General features: G+C 45.9%; 10 protein-coding genes. All 10 read left to right on the forward strand.

The window, feature by feature from the left end:
• Nucleotides 1–205: 205 nt before the first annotated feature.
• The 10 genes from NTX44_12170 to aroF all read left to right on the forward strand — a co-directional run bounded on the left by NTX44_12170 (nucleotide 206) and on the right by aroF (nucleotide 18,740).
• Complete coding sequence (locus tag NTX44_12170; protein ID MCX6122356.1) at nucleotides 206–403, forward strand: hypothetical protein; 198 nt, start codon at nucleotides 206–208, stop codon at nucleotides 401–403.
• Between the two features lie 301 nt (nucleotides 404–704).
• Complete coding sequence (locus NTX44_12175; protein MCX6122357.1) at nucleotides 705–3,875, forward strand: N-6 DNA methylase; 3,171 nt, start codon at nucleotides 705–707, stop codon at nucleotides 3,873–3,875.
• 675 nt (nucleotides 3,876–4,550) lie between these two features.
• Nucleotides 4,551–6,221 carry a dihydroxy-acid dehydratase gene (gene ilvD, locus NTX44_12180; protein ID MCX6122358.1) on the forward strand — a complete coding sequence of 557 codons (1,671 nt, stop codon included), beginning with the start codon at nucleotides 4,551–4,553 and terminating at the stop codon, nucleotides 6,219–6,221.
• Between the two features lie 46 nt (nucleotides 6,222–6,267).
• Nucleotides 6,268–8,028: a biosynthetic-type acetolactate synthase large subunit gene (gene ilvB / locus NTX44_12185; protein ID MCX6122359.1), complete on the forward strand. Its 1,761-nt coding sequence runs from the start codon at nucleotides 6,268–6,270 to the stop codon at nucleotides 8,026–8,028.
• A 26-nt stretch (nucleotides 8,029–8,054) separates the two neighbouring features.
• A complete protein-coding gene (ilvN, locus tag NTX44_12190) occupies nucleotides 8,055–8,573 on the forward strand; it encodes an acetolactate synthase small subunit (GenBank protein ID MCX6122360.1) in 519 nt (172 codons plus the stop codon).
• 124 nt (nucleotides 8,574–8,697) lie between these two features.
• Nucleotides 8,698–13,257, forward strand: a complete 4,560-nt coding sequence (gene gltB / locus NTX44_12195) for a glutamate synthase large subunit (GenBank protein MCX6122361.1) — start codon at nucleotides 8,698–8,700, stop codon at nucleotides 13,255–13,257.
• Nucleotides 13,250–14,671, forward strand: coding sequence for a glutamate synthase subunit beta (locus NTX44_12200; GenBank protein MCX6122362.1), 1,422 nt, complete (start codon nucleotides 13,250–13,252; stop codon nucleotides 14,669–14,671). The genes gltB and NTX44_12200 overlap by 8 nt, the downstream gene beginning before the upstream one ends.
• 115 nt (nucleotides 14,672–14,786) lie before the next feature.
• On the forward strand, nucleotides 14,787–15,893 hold the full coding sequence (ilvC, locus tag NTX44_12205) for a ketol-acid reductoisomerase (GenBank protein ID MCX6122363.1): 1,107 nt from the start codon (nucleotides 14,787–14,789) through the stop codon (nucleotides 15,891–15,893).
• Between the two features lie 191 nt (nucleotides 15,894–16,084).
• A complete protein-coding gene (gene cimA / locus NTX44_12210) occupies nucleotides 16,085–17,665 on the forward strand; it encodes a citramalate synthase (GenBank protein MCX6122364.1) in 1,581 nt (526 codons plus the stop codon).
• 34 nt (nucleotides 17,666–17,699) lie between these two features.
• Nucleotides 17,700–18,740 carry a 3-deoxy-7-phosphoheptulonate synthase gene (gene aroF, locus NTX44_12215; GenBank protein ID MCX6122365.1) on the forward strand — a complete coding sequence of 347 codons (1,041 nt, stop codon included), beginning with the start codon at nucleotides 17,700–17,702 and terminating at the stop codon, nucleotides 18,738–18,740.
• The last annotated feature ends 7 nt before the right edge of the window (nucleotides 18,741–18,747 follow it).

Below are 18,747 nucleotides of genomic sequence, written 5' to 3' on the forward strand. Positions count from 1 at the left end.
TCAGCCATTCAAACATTAGAATCGACCTCAACTATTTTTTCTCAACTCTCATGAAACTATAAATATTCCAGTCGCTTGATAATAGAGAATACGGTGTGCCGTTGAATTAATATCCTGCAACAGGTAATAATAAATAGAATAAGGTAAAGCAAGGAAAAAGTCAAAGGTAAATGAAGTGAATACCGTTTCCCCGCCGCTATAATGTGTGGGGATTCAAATCGTTGACGGTAAAGATTCGATTTTTAGCGAAAGAATCCCGCAAGAACTCATCGATCGAGTCAAAATGGAAAAGTACAATGCATTGCAGATAATTGGTACTGTGACACTTGTTATCGTCGTTGTCGTTGGCATCGTCGCGATCGCTGCCTCTTCGATTAATGTCAAATTAGAAAATTTAAAATGAATATAAAGCAGACGTAGAGTCCGGCTCTCAATTGGACAAACAGGAAATGAGTCGAATCCGGAAAATGTCCGACATGGTGTCGGATTCTACAAAGCAGGCGTAGAGTCCAGCTCTTAGCTGGACGATATTAGGAATGGTGAAGATTTGGAAAATGTCCGACGAGGCGTCGGACTCTACGTCTCTTGATTTCCACTCCAAAACTCGTTACTATTTTCTCATACGATTCCCGCCGCAATGCTTCAAGGCAAGCACATGGGTACTTGTCTTTTCCGATGAGATTGAATTCTGTACAGGATAGTATATGTTAGAAACATACATCAAGAAAATAGCATCCAGCACCGCACAGGGCGACGCCCGCGAAGAAAGTTATTACGGTAACTTCTCCAATTTTTTAGAATCCTTTGCCGCTGAAACGGGCAAAAAGCATATTCAAATTACCACGCTTCCTAAAAAGACCGAAGCTGGAAATCCGGATTTCCGCGTGTGGGATGGCAAGCAGCAGATCGTTGGGTACATCGAAGCGAAGAAGCCGGGAGAGAATCTCGACCTCATTGAAGATTCAGAACAACTGAAACGCTACCGCGCCACATTTCCCAATCTTATCCTCACTGATTTTTACGAGTTCCGGTTATACCGCAACGGCGACTTGTTCGATAAAGTTCTTCTCGCCAGGCCGTACATCGCCAAAAAACTCAAAACCGTTCCGCCGGTCGAACACAAAGAAAAGTTCATCACGCTTCTGGAAAAATTCTTTTCTTTCTCTCTGCCCAATGTGCTCACCGCAGAAAATCTCGCAGTAGAGCTGGCAAAACGTACCGGCTTTTTGCGCGATGAAGTAGTCATCAAAGAACTGGAAGAAGCAGAACATGGCAAGGGAAAAACATTCGGCTTCTATACCGCCTTCAAACAATATCTCGTTTCCGATCTTTCACCGAAAGATTTTGCGGACATCTATTCACAAACCATTACTTACGGATTGTTTGCAGCGCGCACGCGTGCAACCGGAGAGTTCAACCGTAAATTAGCGTACGATCTGATTCCCAAAACCATCGGCATCCTGCGCGATGTGTTTCGATTTATCTCTCTCGACAAATTGCCGCCGCAGATGGAAGTAATCATTGATGACATTGCCGAAGTGCTTCAAGCGGCCGATGTGAACAAAATTCTGGATGAGTATTACCGGAAGGGAAAAGGCGAAGATCCGATCGTTCACTTCTACGAAACCCTTTTGAATATCTACGATCCAGGCACGCGCGAAAAACGCGGAGTGTATTACACACCGGAACCGGTGGTGAAATATATCGTCCGTGCAATTCACGATTTGCTTAAAACACATTTCCATTTGCAAGACGGATTGGCGAGTAAAGATGTAACTTTGCTCGATCCGGCAGGAGGAACGCTCACGTTTCCTGCGGAAGCAATTAAGCTGGCGGTACAAGAATACATAACAAAATACGGCGATGCAGGAAAAACGAAACTGATTAAAAACCAGATTCTCAAAAACTTTTATGCGTTCGAGTTGATGATGGCTCCGTATGCCATCGGGCATATTAAAATCAGTTTCTTGCTGGAAGAACTCGGCTATACCATGCAGGACGACGACCGCTTTAAGCTCTATCTGACCAACACACTCGACATAGAAGATTTAAAGCAAACCGAAATTCCCGGACTTGAATCCCTAAGCGATGAAAACCACCTTGCCGGACAGATAAAACAAAAAGAACCGATACTCGTTATTCTTGGCAATCCGCCGTACTCAGCTAATTCCGCAAACAGCAATGATTGGACAGAACAACTATTAAAAGAAGATATTGATGGCGCAACTGGATATTATACTGTTGATGGACAACCGCTTGGCGAGAAAAACCCAAAATGGCTGCAAGATGATTATGTAAAATTCCTTCGCTTTGCTCAATGGAAGATTCACAAAGCCGGGCAGGGAATTGTTGGTATGATTACCAACCATAGTTATTTGGATAATCCTACATTTCGCGGTATGCGTCAAAGCTTGGTGAAAACGTATAACGAGATTTATATTATTGATCTGCACGGCAATGCTAAGAAAAAAGAAACGACTCCCGACGGTGAGAAGGATGAAAATGTTTTTGATATTCAGCAGGGAACAGCGATTGCCGTTTTTGTAAAAACAAAAAATACAAAGGGCTGTAAGGTTTATCATCGGGATATTTTTGGCTTACGAGATGAAAAATATGAATGGTTAGAAAAGAAGCCATTTAAGAAAAAAGATTATGAAACATTGAATCCAAAAACACCATGGTATTTCTTGATTAAAAGAAATACGGAAGAGATTGAACATTATGAGAAATGGTGGAAAGTGAATGATGTTTTCCCAACTCATAATGTTGGAATAGTTACAGCAAAAGATGACTTTGCCATTGCTTTTAATAAAGAAGCGCTGGAAGGAAGAATAAGACAATTCAGAAATATGAAATTTGACAAAGAATTTCTTGCATCTGCTTATCATTTAAAAAGCTCTGGTAGTTGGGATTTGGATGAAGCAAGAGAAAAATTGGCGAAAGACGAAGATTATGATGAGCATTATAATAAAATATTATATCGACCCTTTGATGAGCGTTTCATTTATTATTCTGAATTTATTGTTGAAAGAATGCGCTATGATGTAATGCAGCATATGTTAAAGGAAAATATTGGAATTTGTTTTATGAGACCTCAATCTCCAAAGTTTGATGTCTCTCCTTTTGTATCTGATACATTCATAGATCAATGTGTTGTTGGAAATAAAACAGCCGGAGGCGGGATATCCTATATAGCACCTCTTTATCTCTACGAAACCGAGAAAGCAAAAAAGAAAGCCTCACTTTCCACTATGATGCTGTTTGAAACCGCAGCGGAATACGGCAAAGCAAAATCCCAAGGGGACAGGGGCAAGAAAGCGAACATTGCGCTGAAAGTGTTTGAGCAATTGGGCGAAACGTACGGCAAAGTCCCAACGCCGGAGCAAATCCTGCAATACTGTTACGCCGTCTTATATAGCAATGTTTACCGCGAAAAGTATGCAGAGTTTTTGAAGATTGATTTCCCGCGCATTCCGTTCACCAAAAATTATGAGCTATTTCATGAAATGTCGAAACTCGGCAGTGAACTGATAGAACTGCATTTGCTCAAGCATAAAGCTTTGAACAAACCCATCCTCAAATATTTTGGTAAGGGTAAAGACGACGCCATAGTCAAGCCGCGATACGATAAAGAGAACGAACGCGTGTATATCAACGATCAGAAATATTTTGAGAACGTTTCTGCCGAAGTATGGAACTACCAAATCGGCGGGTATCAGGTCATGGAAAAATATCTCAAAGATCGCAAAGGCAGACAAATGGAAGACTCAGGACATTACTGCCAAATGGGAACCTCCATTGCCAGGACTATTGAAGTACAGAAAGAGCTTGATAAGCTTTTCCCGCGAGTTGAGAAAAAAGTAATTGAGTTGTAAAAGCGACCCCCCCTTTATCCCCCCTTCGCTTGAAGGGGGGAAGTTCCGATGCAATCGGAACAGGGGGTTCGAGAGGCTATCGCCACGTCATTGAAAAACAGTTTTATTATTCCAAGGATAGATTCCCGACTGAAACATTCGGGAATGACATTTTTCTTGTTTGTCATTCCCGCGGATTGTAAGCGGGAATCACAAAGGGCTCGCTACCTGTGACGGCTAGTGCTTAGTCTTTAAAATAGTCCTTGGAATCCATTTTCGAATAAATCCTTCCACTTGGATAATGTTCATTTGCCTGTATAAATATTCATTAATTTTATGTTTGGATTAAGATTTTTTTGCTAAACTCTTGACAAACCGAAAAGAATTTCGTACTGTATAACAGAAATTATTTACTCAAATACAGTGAAACAAAACAACCATATCGCCTCCGTTTCAACAAACAGCACCGCTTCACCAAGCGTCGTGTCTACGGTTGTTCTGTCAACGAATGTCGTAATTGTACCGCTGACTATTATTCTTAGCCTCGTGCTTACTCTTAGCCTTATTATTGTAGGCTGAGAAAAGCCAGAGGCTGACGAAGCACACCGAAATCGGTATCCAACAAATTCAGGTCTTGCAACGTTCGCCTCTGGCAGATGAAAAAGTATGTTACTTTCTGTCAGAAAGGAATGAAGTATGCGTAGCGACCAAATCAAAAAAGGTTTTGAACGAGCACCCCACCGTGCTCTTCTTCGCGCAACAGGCGTAAAAGAAGCAGATTTCGGCAAACCCTTTATTGCCGTTGCGAATTCCTACGTGGATATCGTACCAGGCCACGTGCACCTGCAGGCATTCGGGAAAATTGTGAAGAAAGCCATCCGTGCAGCGGGAGGTGTACCATTCGAATTTAATACCATCGCAGTAGATGACGGCATTGCGATGGGACATGCCGGAATGAAATACAGCCTGCCTTCCCGCGAACTGATCGCCGATTGTATAGAAACAATGATCGAAGGTCATCAATTCGACGGAATGGTTTGTATTCCAAATTGCGATAAGATTGTACCCGGTATGGTAATGGGCGCGCTCCGCACCAATATTCCCACTTTTTTTGTCACCGGCGGTGCGATGAAAGCCGGAAAAACTCCCGACGGTAAAACGATTGATCTGATTTCCGTTTTTGAAGGAGTCGGCGAATACAAATCTGGAACGATAGATGAAAAGCGATTAAAAATTCTTGAAAAATTTGCCTGTCCGTCCTGCGGTTCCTGTTCAGGACTCTTCACGGCGAACTCCATGAATTGTCTCTTAGAAGTGATTGGACTGGGTCTGCCTTTTAACGGCACCGCTCTTGCGAAAAGCAAACAGCGGAACGACCTTACGAAGCAAGCCGGAAAAATAATAATGAAATTGATTGAAAAGAACATCCGGCCCCGCGACATCGTCACCAAGGACGCGATCGACGATGCTTTCGCCTTGGATATGGCGATGGGCGGAAGTACCAACACGGTGCTGCACACGCTTGCATTCTGCAATGAAGCTGGAATAGACTATCCGCTTTCGCGCATCAATGAAGTAGCAGATAAGATTCCACATTTATCAAAAATCAGTCCGTCCGGTCCCTGGCATATCCAGGATTTACACAAGGCAGGCGGCGTTCCCGCGATTCTCCATGAAGTAACGCGCAAAGGGGATGATCTTTTGCATCTTGATCGGCCGACTGTGGGCGGAAAAACATTACGGAGCATTGTTGCGAAAGCAAAAGTGAAGAATGCAGAAGTTATTCGTCCGATAGAAAATCCACATTCGCCAAAAGGCGGTCTGGCGATTCTTTTCGGAAACCTTGCACCTGAAGGTGCAGTGATCAAAACAGCCGGAGTATCTGCTCCCATGCGCAAGCATAGTGGACCTGCAAAAATTTTTGAAAGTCAGGAAGATGCGCAAGCAGGTATTCTTGCCGGACAGGTGCAAGCCGGTGATGTTGTCGTGATTCGTTATGAAGGGCCTCGCGGCGGACCGGGTATGGTAGAGATGCTTTCACCAACTTCAGCAATTATGGGAATGGGATTAGGAGATAAAGTTGCGCTCATTACCGACGGACGTTTTTCCGGCGGAACGCGCGGCGCATGTATCGGACACGTTTCACCAGAAGCTGCAAGCGGCGGTCCCATTGCGGCATTACACGCCGGCGACATGATCGACATTGATCTTGATGCGCGCACGTTGAACGTTCGCTTGAGCGACGAAGAAATCCGTTCGCGTATTGCATCTCTGCCGGAATTCAAACCGCGCACAACCAGCAAATGGCTGCGGCGGTATTCGTATTTTGTGACCAGTGCCAACACCGGCGCAACGCTGAGAAGTTAAGGAAGAAATTATTTTTTCATCTCACAACTAATTTAGGAATACGGTTATGACACCGATGAAAGCACAGGACAATCATCAAGGCAAACTGATGACGGGAGCAGAAATATTTGTGCGGTGCCTTGTAGAAGAAGGCGTCGATACACTCTTCGGGTATCCAGGCGGTGTCGTTATCGGCATCTACGATGTACTTCATGACCTAACACACATCAAACACATTCTCACTCGGCACGAACAAGGTGCAACACATGCCGCTGAGGGGTATTCGAAAGCAACCGGCAGGCCTGGTGTTGTGCTTGTTACATCCGGTCCCGGTGCAACAAATGCAGTAACCGGAATTGCCGACGCGTATATGGATTCGATACCGCTTGTCGTGTTCACAGGTCAGGTCATCACGAAACTTATTGGAAACGATGCGTTTCAGGAAGTGGATATTGTCGGTATCACGCGCCCGATCACAAAACATAATTATCTCGTGAAAGATATCAACGATCTGGCAAACACCATCAAGGCAGCGTTTTATATTGCCACCACCGGACGTCCGGGCCCAGTGCTTGTCGATTTGCCGAAAGATGTGCTTGCGGCAAAAGCGGTCTTTGAATATCCTAAGACAATTTCACTCCGAAGTTATAATCCGGTTGTGGAAGGGAACCTGAGACAAATCAAAAAAGCGGCAGAACTTCTCAATGAAGCGAAACGGCCCTTGTTATATGTCGGCGGCGGTGTTATCAGTTCAAACGCATCTGTGGAAGTTCGTGCACTTGCGGACAAACTGCATGCACCGATAACCACAACTCTGCATGGATTAGGTGCATATCCTGAGCAGAGCAAACTGGCGCTCGGTATGCTGGGCATGCATGGTACGTGGTACTCCAACATGGCTGTCGATCAGTGCGATGTACTTGTTGCTATTGGTGCACGGTTTGATGACCGTGTGACTGGAAAAGTGGAAGCATTCGCAAAGAACGCCCAGAAAATTCATATCGATATTGATCCATCCGCAATCAGTAAAAATGTGCCGGCGGATGTTCCGATCGTCGGAGATGTAAAACGCGTTGTCAAACAATTGCTTGAACTTGTGAAACCGCTGGATACAAAAGAGTGGCTGAAGACAATCGATAGATGGAAAGCAGAACATCCGCTGAGATATAAACAGGACGGGTCGCTTCGTGCACAGCATGTTATTCACAAGCTTGGCGAAATTACAGACGGCGATGCTATTGTTGTTTCCGATGTCGGTCAATCGCAAATGTGGACCGCCCAGTTCTTCAAATGGAAACATCCTCGCACGCAGATTACATCGGGCGGCCTCGGAACAATGGGTTTCTCACTTCCCGCTGCAATGGGTGCAGCATTCGGCCGCAAAGACCTGCCGGTTGTGTGCATCAGCGGTGACGGCGGTTTTCAAATGAACATTCAGGAAATGGCGACCATTGCCCAAAATAAGCTTCCTTTGAAAATATTTATTATGAATAACGGATATCTCGGCATGGTACGCCAGTGGCAGGAGTTTTTCTGGAAAAAAAGGTATTCCCATACACAAATTACAAGTCCGGACTTCGTGAAGCTGGCTGAATCGTACGGTATTCGCGGTATGCGAGTGACATCACCTGCAGAGGTTGAGAGCACCATCAAAATTGCATTAAAATATAACGATGGTCCTATTCTCGTTGAGTTTGTCGTAGCACCCGAAGAAAATGTTTATCCAATGATCCCCGCCGGACAAACGGTAAACGAAATTATGGATAGTCCCGAACCGCTAGAACAATCGCATGCAACTCATAAAACGATGATTCATGCAAAAGGATAATGCTACCGAAAACAGGAGAAATGAACATGGCATCATCAATGACAAATGAACAGGCAAAACAGCACACGATTTCGATGACTGTGGAAAACCATTTTGGCACTTTGAATAGAATTGCCGGACTCTTTGCGGCAAAGGGATATAACATCGACAGTCTCACCGTCGGGCCGACAGAGGATGACGAAGTCTCGCGCATGACCATCGTGACACGCGGCGACGATCAGATCATCGAACAGATTATGAAGCAGCTCCATAAACTGATCGATACGATTAAAGTGGTCGATCTAACAGATGATACGTTCGTTGACAGGGAACTAGCGTTGGTGAAAGTACAATGCACACCGACAACACGTATGGAGATTATGCAGATCTCGGAAATCTTTCGTACGAAGGTAGTAGACGTCAGTCCGAAAACACTAACCATTGAAGCGACGGGTTCACAATTGAAGGTGGATGCAATTATTAACATGCTCAAACCTTTTGGTATTAAAGAACTGGCGCGCACAGGTCGCGTAGCAATCAAACGAGAGTTTCAGGGCGAGGTATGATTTCATAGCATATGAGCCATAGAGTCGTTGAGTCTTTGAGTAATATTTACTCAAAGGCTTTTAGGCTCACAGGCCCAATGGCTTAATGATTCATAAGCATAATGATAAGGTAAATGAAAATAATATGACATCAACAGTATTAAAAGATTTTCCGTTGTACGATCCGCGTAATGAGCATGATGCATGTGGAATAGGTTTTATCGTCAATGTGAATGCTGAGCGTTCGCATGATACCATCATGAAAGGGATCCAGATATTGGTGAACCTTGCGCATCGCGGTGCAAGCGGTTCCGATCCGAAAACAGGAGACGGTGCAGGTATTACCATACAGATTCCGCATAAGTTTTTTGCAAGAGAATGCGGGAAGCTTGGCTTTGCACTGCCGCCCGAAGGCGAGTATGGCGTTGGAATGTTATTTCTGCCGGTTGAACCTCAGCCGCGTTTTGAATGTGAAGCCATCATCGAACGAATAGTGCAGGAAGAAGGATTGAGCATGCTCGGTTGGCGTGACACGCCGCTTGATGCAGATGCGATCGGCCGTGTTGCACGCGTGTCGCAGCCGTACATTGAACAGATTTTCGTTCGGAAGGCTTCTGGTATGACGCGCGAAGAACTTGAACGCAAATTGTACATTATTCGGAAACGAGCCGAATCGGAAATTGCAGCCTCGAATATCCAGAATAAAAATTTCTTTTATGTTCCGTCGCTTTCGTCCTATACCATTATTTATAAAGGATTATTGATCGCGCCGCAGATTGCACGTTTCTATAAAGAGTTGTCGGATCCTGACACGATGAGCGCGCTCTGTCTTGTGCATCAGCGGTTCTCTACAAATACATTTCCGAGCTGGCAGCTTGCGCATCCGTTTCGATATATTTGTCATAATGGAGAGATTAATACTTTACGCGGAAACGTCAATTGGATGTCTGCGCGTCAATCGGTACTGAAATCGGCGGTGTTTGGTGATGAAATCGAAAAATTATTCCCCATCATCCAGCCGGGTGTCAGCGACTCTGCTGCATTGGATAATGCAGTAGAAGTGATAACGATGAGCGGGCGCAGTCTCCCTCATGCAATGACAATTCTTATTCCTGAAGCCTGGGATGCGGATACGGGAATGTCGCCGGAGAAACGTGCATTCTATGAATACCATGCATCATTGATGGAACCATGGGACGGCCCTGCCGCTGTCGCATTTACCGATGGACGCGTGATCGGTGCAACACTTGATCGTAATGGACTTCGTCCTGCACGATATCTGGTAACGCATGATAATTTTCTTATCATGGCATCTGAAGCGGGCGTATTGGATATTGAACCGGAAAACGTAAAACACAAAGGATGCCTGGAACCTGGCAACATGCTGCTTGCTGATCTGACGGAAAAGAGAATCATTCCAGACGAAGAAATCAAAGCCAGGCTTGCAAAGCGTCAACCCTATGCTCAATGGATTCAAGAAAATCAAATTCGGCTCGATCAGCTTCCTGAACCTCCGCGCGAGATCGGTTTCAGTCCTGAAGATTTACTGAAACGGCAGCGCGCGTTCGGGTACACAGACGAAGATATCCGGATGATCATGATCCCGATGGCAGTAGATGGACAGGACCCTGTCGGTTCGATGGGTGCGGATACACCGCTGGCATGTTTGTCGGATAAACCACAACCGTTGTTCAATTACTTTAAACAAAATTTTGCGCAGGTCACAAATCCGCCGATCGACTCCATCCGCGAAGAGTTAGTAATGTCGCTGAAAAGTTATATTGGAACAGAAGGCAACCTTCTAGATGAAACGCCTCAGCATTGCCACACGCTGAAATTGCCGGAACCGATCCTGACAAATCACGATCTGGAAAAAATGCGCCGGGTCTCGCAGGGAGATTTTCTTGCCACCATGCTGCCGACGCTCTTCCGTGTTGATGGTGGAGAAAAGGAACTTGAACGCGCGCTGGACGGACTCTGCCGTCGCGCATCATTGGCAATTAAATCAGGGTACACCATTATCATCCTCTCCGACCGCGGCGTCGATGAAGAGTATGCAGCAATCCCAAGTTTACTGGCTCTGACTGCAGTGCACAATCATCTCGTTCGGGAAAAAACCCGTACGCAAGTGGCACTGGTGGTCGAGTCCGGTGAACCGCGCGAAGTGATGCATTTCTGCTTGCTGATCGGATTCGGTGCAAGTGCGGTCAATCCGTATCTCGCTCTCGAAACACTAGAAGAGCTTTCGAATCGCGAATATTTTCCGGAAGGCCTGACGCTTGAAAAAGCAGTGTACAACTATAAAAAAGCAGTAAATAAAGGAATACTCAAAACAATGTCGAAAATGGGTATTTCCACATTACAAAGTTATCAGGGCGCGCAGGTATTCGAAGCGATCGGTCTGGGAAAAGAACTTGTCGACAAATATTTTACGGGCATCGCTTCTCGTATTGGCGGAATCGGGCTGGATGTGATAGCGCAGGAAGCAAAGATGAAACACGAATTTGCATTCCGGAAACTCACCAGTGTCGATACAGAACTTGATCTCGGAGGGAATTATTACTTCCGTATCAATGGCGAACGGCATATGGTGAATCCAACAACCATCACAAAGCTCCAGCAAGCGGTGCGATTCTCGGATAAAAAAAGTTACAAAGAGTATGCGCAGCATCTCAACAAGCAGGATGGAGGATTGTATAATCTGCGCGGGCTGATGGAATTTAAAAAAGGAACACGCTCTGTCCCGATAGACGAAGTTGAACAGGCAAAAGAAATCGTTAAACGGTTCGTTACCGGGGCAATGTCGTACGGTTCTATCAGTAAAGAAGCGCATGAGACACTCGCTGTTGCGATGAATCGCATGGGCGCCAGATCGAATACCGGTGAAGGCGGAGAGGATGAAGAACGATTCAAACCGGATGCTGACGGAAATCTTCGCCGGAGCGCTATTAAACAAATTGCTTCTGCGCGTTTTGGTGTTTCGGCAAACTATTTGGTCAATGCAGACGAGATCCAGATCAAGATTGCACAGGGTGCAAAACCTGGCGAGGGCGGTCAACTTCCTGGCCATAAAGTAGATGCCATCATTGCGAGAACACGGCATTCTATTCAGGGTGTCGGACTTATTTCACCGCCGCCACATCATGATATTTATTCCATTGAAGATCTGGCGCAGCTCATTTTCGACATGAAGAATGTAAATCCGCGCGCCCGCATTTCCGTAAAACTTGTTTCGGAAAACGGTGTCGGTACCGTTGCTGCCGGCGTCGCGAAGGCGCATGCAGATTCGATTCTTATCAGCGGCGATTCCGGCGGAACAGGAGCATCGCCGTTGTCATCCATTAAGCATGCCGGCATTCCATGGGAAATCGGACTTGCGGAGGCACAACAGGTGCTCGTCTTGAACGACCTGCGCAGCCGTGTCCGTCTGCAAACCGATGGAAAATTACAAACAGGGCGCGATGTTGCTATTGCAGCATTGTTAGGTGCGGAAGAATTTGGTTTTTCGACTATGCCGCTCGTTTCGATGGGCTGCATCATGATGCGAAAATGTCATCTCAATACTTGTCCGGTCGGTATTGCAACACAAGATCCGGCTCTTCGTGCAAAGTTTGAAGGAACCCCGGAACATGTCATCAATTTCTTTTTCTTCGTTGCCGAAGAATTGCGCGAGATTATGGCACAGCTTGGATTCAGGACGGTGGATGAAATGGTCGGGCGTGTCGATATGCTGGAAGCTCGAAAAGCCGTCGAGCACTGGAAAGCAAAACATATTGATCTTTCGTTCCTTCTGCATAATCCTACGGCGCCGTCACGATTCGGCCGCCGCAGTCAAATTCTGCAAGATCATGGATTAAACGATGTCCTTGATTATCAGTTGATTGAAAAAGCAAAGGAAGCAATTGAAAACAAAACTCCTGTAGAGTTCAATCTCCCAATTCGAAACATACACCGCACGGTTGGTGCAATGCTCAGCGGTGAGATTGCCAGGAAGTATGGTTCTGGCGGATTGCCGGAGAATACTATTAAAGTTCATTTTACCGGTTCCGCAGGCCAAAGTTTTGGCGCATTTCTCGCACGGGGTGTCACCCTGATGCTTGAAGGAGATGCCAACGACTATACGGGAAAAGGCTTGTCAGGCGGCAAACTAATCATTCATCCGCCGAGAAGATCGAAATGTGTGCCCGAGGAAAACACGGTAGTCGGTAATGTTATTCTCTATGGAGCAACGAGCGGCGAAGCGTATTTCAATGGAAAAGCAGGTGAACGTTTTGCTATCCGCAACTCTGGCGCAACTGCTGTTGTCGAATCGGTTGGTGCTCACGGCTGCGAATATATGACGAATGGAATTGTGGTGGTTCTTGGACCAACTGGAAAAAATTTTGCGGCAGGTATGTCGGGCGGCTTTGCGTACGTGCTCGATGAATCAGGCGAGTTTTCTACGACACTATGTAACCGGTCTATGGTCGATGTTGATCCGCTTGATGCGAAGGATGAAGAAACGATACGAAAGCTTGTAGAAAACCATTTTGAATATACTGCAAGCCCGCGTGCTCGATTTATTCTTGACCATTGGCCGCAGCTTGTAAAAAAGTTTGTGAAGGTATTTCCACATGACTATAAAAGAGTTTTGAGCGCTGCGTCAAATGCGGTTCAGGAAAAAAAGACATCGGTAGCGGTTGTCGAGGAGGTGTCCCGTGGGTAAGCCGACTGGTTTTTTAGAATTTAAACGTGAAACACCGGCACGGCGGCCGGTCACAGAGCGTATCAACGACTGGAAGGATGTTTATAAAGAATTTCCCGATCAAGCAGTACGTACGCAAGGCGCTCGCTGTATGGATTGCGGAATACCTTTCTGTCATCAAGGATGTCCGCTGAATAATGTTATTCCGCATTGGAATGACCTTGTATACCGTAATCGATGGAAAGAAGCAATCCGCATTCTGCACTCGACAAACAATTTTCCGGAATTCACCGGACGTGTTTGCCCTGCTCCGTGTGAGACTGCATGCGTATTAGGCATCAATGAACCGCCTGTTTCAATCAAGGCAATTGAGCGGTCGATCATTGATGTTGCGTTCCGCGAAAGATGGATCAGGGCTGAGCGCCCCGCGGTGCGGACAGGAAAAACAATAGCAGTGATCGGATCGGGACCGGCTGGGTTGGCAGCGGCACAGCAATTAAATCGTGCTGGGCATCATGTCACAGTGTATGAGAAGAGCGACCGCATTGGCGGATTATTACGATATGGAATTCCCGACTTCAAACTTGAAAAATATCAAGTTGACCGGCGCGTTGAAATAATGCAAGCGGAAGGAATTGTGTTTGCTACGAAAGCGCATGTCGGAGTGAATATCGCCTCCGATGAATTGCAGCGCTCATACAGTGCAATACTTCTCTGCGGCGGTTCTGAATCTCCCCGTGATCTGAAAGTCCCGGGACGTGAATTAAAAGGAATCCATTTCGCCATGGAATTTCTCACGCAGCAAAATAAGCGTGTTGGCGGTACGATTGTTGATCCGGAAAAAGAAATTCTTGCAACCGGCAAGCGCGTGATTATTCTTGGCGGCGGAGATACAGGTGCCGACTGTCTTGGGACAGTGCATAGGCAAAAAGCATCATCCGTACAGCAATTTGAGATTATGCCTAAACCTCCGAATGACCGCTCGCCCAGTACGCCCTGGCCGTTGTGGCCGCTGCAATTGCGTACTGAAAGTGCACACGAAGAAGGTGGAATTCGGGACTGGTCTATTGCAACAACCCGATTCGAAGGCGATGCTGATGACAATGTAAAGAAACTGCACGCAATACGTGTTGGTCCTGCGCCGGAGTTTAAACCGGTTCCGGGATCGGAGTTCTCCATGGATGCCGACCTTATCCTCATTGCAATGGGATTTACCGGACCGACGAAGAATGGATTGCTCGATGAGCTTGGCGTTGCGCTCGATTCTCGCGGCAATGTTTCCACCGACGAGAATTACATGACCTCTGTTCCCGAAGTATTTGCAGCGGGTGATATGCGACGGGGTCAATCACTGGTTGTATGGGCGATTGCGGAAGGACGAAAAGTTGCCCGTGCAATGGATATTCATTTAATGGGATTTTCAAATTTACCGTAAGATTTTGTCCACGAAGATCATAAAGATGTATTGACTGACACTGAATCTTCAGTGGCTATACTTAAGACAAGAATTATTGAAACAGAAAAAATCATCTAATTAAGGAGAAAAACTCATGGCGATTATCGATTTTGGCGGAGAAAAAGAGAAAGTTGTTACTCGAAAGGAGTTTACACTTGCAAAGGCGCGCAAGGTTCTAAAAAAAGAAACAGTTGCTGTCATTGGATACGGTGTACAGGGTCCCGCCCAGGCGCTGAACATGAAAGACAACGGTATTCATGTGATCATCGGCCAGTCAAAAGAGTATAAAAAAGATTGGGACCGTGCGGTGAAAGACGGATGGGTCCCGGGTAAAACACTTTTCCCGATTGAAGAAGCTGTTCAACGCGGAACCATCATTCAGATACTTGTGTCCGATGCAGCTCAGCGCATAATTTGGCCTGAGGTCAAGAAGAATCTTAAACCCGGTGACGCATTATATTTTTCGCACGGATTTTCCATTACCTATAAAGATCAGACTGGAGTTATTCCACCAGAAAATGTTGATGTAATTCTTGTTGCTCCGAAAGGTTCCGGTCTCAATGTTCGCCGAAATTTTCTCTCCGGCGCAGGCATCAATTCAAGTTTTGGTGTATTCCAGGATGCAACCGGACGCGCAGAAGAGCGCTGCATCGCTGTTGGAATTGCAATCGGCTCGGGCTACTTATTCCCGACAACCTTTTTGAAGGAAGTCTATAGCGACCTTACAGGCGAACGCGGAGTTCTCATGGGTGCGCTTGCAGGCCTCATGCAGGCACAGTATGATGTGCTTCGTAAAAATGGTCATTCGCCATCCGAAGCATTTAATGAAACAGTTGAGGAACTGACACAGAGTCTTATCCGGCTTGTCGATGAGAACGGGATGGACTGGATGTATTCAAACTGTTCCGTGACAGCACAACATGGTGCGCTTAAGTGGAGGCCGATCTTCCACCAGGCGAATCTTCCGGTATTTGAAAGACTCTATGAGTCTGTCAAGACCGGTCAGGAAACACGCGAAGTAATTCAAGACTGCGGCGGTAAGGATTACCAAGAATATCTGTCGAAGAAGCTTGGCGAGATTCATAATTCTGAGATGTGGCGTACTGGTGGTGCGGTTCGCGCGCTCCGTCCTAAAGAGAAAGCAAAGTCAAAGACGACTTCCAAGCGTGTCAAAGGAATCAGCGGTCGAGGACAAAATTAAAATATAGGAAAACTCAAATTACAAATGACAAATAGCAAACAATTTCCACCAATGAAAATCTAAAACACGCAACAAATCGTTTTTAGTTTTGGTATTTCGAATATGGTCATTTGTTTGGAGTTTGGAACTTGAGATTTTATAAATGCACTGTGAAGAGAAGTAATCATTCATAGATTAGTAAAAGGTTGTCTATGCAACAAATATATCTCTATGATACAACGCTGCGCGACGGCACACAAGGCGAAGAGATCTCTTTCTCTGCCGAAGATAAGATAAAGATTGCCAAACGGCTTGATGTGTTTGGTGTGTCATATATCGAGGGCGGCTGGCCCGGTTCGAATCCGAAGGATATGGAATTTTTCGAACGTGCTCGCAACACTAAGTTTTTGCATGCAAAAATCGCGGCGTTTGGTTCTACACGCCGTGCAAAAAATCCTGTCGAGAAAGATGCGAATATTCGCGCTCTCTTGGATGCACAGACGCCGGTTGTAACAATTTTCGGCAAAACATGGCTGCTCCATGTGAAAGAAGCATTGCAAATTTCACCCGAACAAAATTTAACGATCATTAGCGATTCCGTCGTCTATCTTAAGAAACATGGAAAAGAAGTGATCTACGATGCAGAACATTTCTTCGATGGATATAAACAGGATAAGGCCTATGCCATGCAGACATTAATGGCTGCTGCCAAGGCGGGTGCAGAAATCCTTGTTCTGTGCGATACCAACGGCGGTACCCTGCCGTGGGAAGTAGCAGAATTAGTACGTGAGGTCAAAAAGAATATTTCTACTCCGCTTGGTATTCATACGCACAACGATTCAGGAACCGCTGTCGCAAGTTCATTGATGGCGGTGCGCGAAGGATGTGTGCAAGTTCAGGGAACGATCAACGGTTATGGCGAGCGGTGCGGGAATGCCAACCTCTGCACAATTATTCCCGATCTTCAATTAAAGATGGGATATCGTTGTGTTGCAGATGAACAACTGCAGCACCTTACGAGCGTTTCACGATACATAAGTGAACTGGCAAATATGAAACACCAGAAGAATCTTCCGTTCGTCGGTGAAAGTGCATTTGCCCACAAAGGCGGCGTTCATGTCAGTGCTGTGATGAAATCTGCACTTACCTATGAGCATATCGTACCTGAATCAGTGGGCAGTGTTCGCCGAGTTCTCATTTCAGATCTTTCTGGTCGAAGCAATGTTCTCTTCAAAGTGAAGGAATTAGGCATGGAGCTGAACGAAAAATCTCCAGCCGTGCAGAAAATCGTTGATGAAATCAAAGAGATGGAACACTTCGGCTATAGTTATGAAGATGCCGAAGGATCGTTTGAGTTGATGGTAAAGCGCCATACCGGAGAGATGAAACAATTCTTCGATTTAGAACGATTCAAGGTCAGCATCCAAAAAGATAGTCTTGAAAAGGATGCACGTTCTGAAGCACTTATTAAGATACGCGTAGGCAACGAGACAGAAATCACTGCTGCCGAGGGAGATGGCCCGATTAATGCACTCGATAAAGCGCTGCGAAAAGCTCTTGAAAAATTTTATCCAGAACTCAGTGAAATTCACCTGACTGATTACAAAGTGCGTGTGCTTGATACACAAAATGCAACAGCGGCAAAAGTGCGCGTACTTATTGAGACGAAAAACGGTGAATCATCATGGAATACAGTCGGTGTATCTCCGGACGTGGTTGAAGCAAGCTGGAAAGCTCTGGTTGATTCGATCAGTTATCACTTATTGAAGCACAAGGCAAAAGAGATCAAATAATATATTTGGTTCTTTATAAAGGGGAAATTGTTCAATGATTATTGTGATGAAAGCAGGTGCAGCCCAGCAGGAAATTGACCGTGTCTTCGAGAAAGTGCAAGAACTTGGATTCCGTGTGCATCCAATTTATGGCGAATTGCGCACCGTGATTGCTTGTGTGGGAGATGAGCGCGGGAAGTACCGATTGCAGGCACTCGAAACACTCGATGGCGTGGAAAATGTTGTCCCGATTTTAAAACCGTTTAAGCTTGCAAGCCGGGAATGGAATGAGTCTCGAACGTCTATTACAATTCCGGCTCCGAATGAAACCAATCTGCCGCCTGTTGTCATTGGTAACGGCACTATTGTTGTGATGGCGGGACCTTGCTCGGTTGAAAGCCGCGAACAAATTCTCCTTTCAGCAGAATTAGTAAAGAAGGCGGGAGCGAAAGTTCTGCGCGGAGGTGCGTTCAAACCACGGACATCACCTTATGCATTTCAAGGTTTAGAAGAAGAAGGATTAAAACTCCTTGCCGAAGCGCGTGAAAAAACCGGGCTGCTTATTATTACAGAAGTAATCACACCGACCGACGTACCGCTCGTGGCAGACTATGCAGACATTTTACAGGTTGGCGCGCGGAACATGCAAAACTTTGCACTGCTGAAAGACATCGGTAAATTAAAGAAACCGGTTCTGCTAAAACGCGGCCAGTCCAGCACATTGAAAGAATTGCTTATGTCGGCAGAATACATTATGTCGCAGGGAAATGAACAAGTCATACTCTGCGAACGAGGCATCAGAACATTTGAAGATTACACCCGCAACACCTGTGATCTCTCAGCGGTGCCGGCTTTGAAAGAGTTGAGTCATCTGCCTGTGATCGTTGATCCAAGTCATGGCACTGGCGTGCGCAGTCTTGTGACACCGCTTGCAAAAGCAGCTATTGCTGTTGGTGCCGATGGACTCATTATTGAAGTGCATCCGCATCCGGAAGCTGCATTTTCGGATGGGGCGCAATCGCTAACACCGGAACAATTTGGAATATTGATGGAGTGGGTTCGCAAGTTAGCACACCTCGAAAACAAAACAGTGTAGGAAAACA

This window comes from Ignavibacteriales bacterium, from assembly GCA_026390575.1.
Classification (GTDB): Bacteria; Bacteroidota; Ignavibacteria; order UBA10030; family UBA10030; genus Fen-1298.

What these genes read in the sequence shown, in the direction of transcription:
- NTX44_12175 (MCX6122357.1), top strand. Translation starts at nt 705, where the DNA reads ATGTTAGAAACATACATCAAGAAAATAGCATCCAGCACCGCACAGGGC.
- ilvD (MCX6122358.1), top strand. Translation starts at nt 4,551, where the DNA reads ATGCGTAGCGACCAAATCAAAAAAGGTTTTGAACGAGCACCCCACCGT.
- ilvB (MCX6122359.1), top strand. Translation starts at nt 6,268, where the DNA reads ATGACACCGATGAAAGCACAGGACAATCATCAAGGCAAACTGATGACG.
- ilvN (MCX6122360.1), top strand. Translation starts at nt 8,055, where the DNA reads ATGGCATCATCAATGACAAATGAACAGGCAAAACAGCACACGATTTCG.
- gltB (MCX6122361.1), top strand. Translation starts at nt 8,698, where the DNA reads ATGACATCAACAGTATTAAAAGATTTTCCGTTGTACGATCCGCGTAAT.
- ilvC (MCX6122363.1), top strand. Translation starts at nt 14,787, where the DNA reads ATGGCGATTATCGATTTTGGCGGAGAAAAAGAGAAAGTTGTTACTCGA.
- cimA (MCX6122364.1), top strand. Translation starts at nt 16,085, where the DNA reads ATGCAACAAATATATCTCTATGATACAACGCTGCGCGACGGCACACAA.
- aroF (MCX6122365.1), top strand. Translation starts at nt 17,700, where the DNA reads ATGATTATTGTGATGAAAGCAGGTGCAGCCCAGCAGGAAATTGACCGT.